The sequence below is a fragment of the Acetomicrobium mobile genome, from assembly GCF_937920065.1.
Map to the genome: position 1 here is coordinate 1 of NZ_CALETC010000089.1, position 1,240 is coordinate 1,240.

General features: G+C 39.3%; 1 protein-coding gene. It reads right to left on the reverse strand.

Features of this window, described 5'->3' with window-relative positions; all coding sequences use genetic code 11:
- The coding region (locus Q7P41_RS03935; protein ID WP_303882279.1) for a CDP-glycerol glycerophosphotransferase family protein at window positions 1-1,081 on the reverse strand (1,081 nt) is incomplete at its 3' end.
- Window positions 1,082-1,240 lie beyond the last annotated feature (159 nt).

Sequence of the window (1,240 nt, forward strand, 5' to 3'; positions counted from 1 at the left end):
TATCGTAATCTATTGAAAATCCCCTGTCCTCCTTATACCTTTCCAGGTCATAGGGGTAAAGTATGATCGGCTTTTCGTACCACAGAAAGTCATAGATGACTCCTGAGTAGTCGGATACCAACAGATCAAGATCTGGCAAGATTGAGTTTATGTCGTCCCCCTCGTCCAGCAGTATGACGTTTTTGAAATCGCTAATATCTTCCTTTATCCTTTCAAGCTGTCCGTTTCTAAACTTGACTCCAAAGTGAAATTTAGTGATGACCACGACATTATTATCGGACAGGAAACTCAAAAACGAACGTAACTTATCATAATCTGCGGTGAAAAATACATCTTCTCCCCAATCCCTGAAAGTTGGAAAGTACCCTAAAATTATGTAACCCTCTTTTTTCAACAACTGCAAGCATTTCAACAATGATATTATCTTGTCGTCCAGATAACGAATAACATAGCCCTTATGGCGCAAATTCATCTCGTTTCGGGGGTAGTTGGCTATGATCATCTTTTTGCTATCGACAGGAAACAAGGGAAGCATGCGATCGATTATTGGCCTGGATGTAACTAACACGAAGATGTCCTTTTGATCCCACATCCCTGGGAAAAATAATTTATACCATCTGGAGGACTTTATGAAATTTGTGATCCTATTGGTTTTCTTAAGATAACATGGCAATTTCTTGATAGGAATTCCATGCCATAAATTGACCTTTATAGCCCCAAGGGAAAGGTAGGGATTGATATCCCGAGAGTCATGATCCACAACGGCGTATTTTGCCTTGAGTTGATGATATATTCCCTTTAGCTCCCAGGCCAAATATGCCTTGAGTCCTTTATTCAACAGACGTTCCCTTATTGCTCTATCCCTTGTAATCCATATTGCCTTCTTGTCGGTAAATTCGTTTAAGTAAATAAACATATACATCGCATTATCCGCAAACCTATAGCCAAGCGAGCTTCCCAGGATATACATATCTTTGTCTTTATTTATGAATATACAAGCAAAAATAACAATCACGTTTATCATTAATATGCATAATTTGCCACTAAGCCATTTTACTTTATGAGCTATTTTTTCAAACACACTGTTCAACTTTAATTCACTTCCTAAAAATTTTATTTCTTAATATAGCGAAAAGAATCTCCGGGGCGGAATCTCCTGAACCGCCCGTGCTTTCCGGAGAGTAAATTTCTTTCGTCGTTAAGCAGGTCCTGCAGCCTCGCGGTCACGTATTCGGGCATG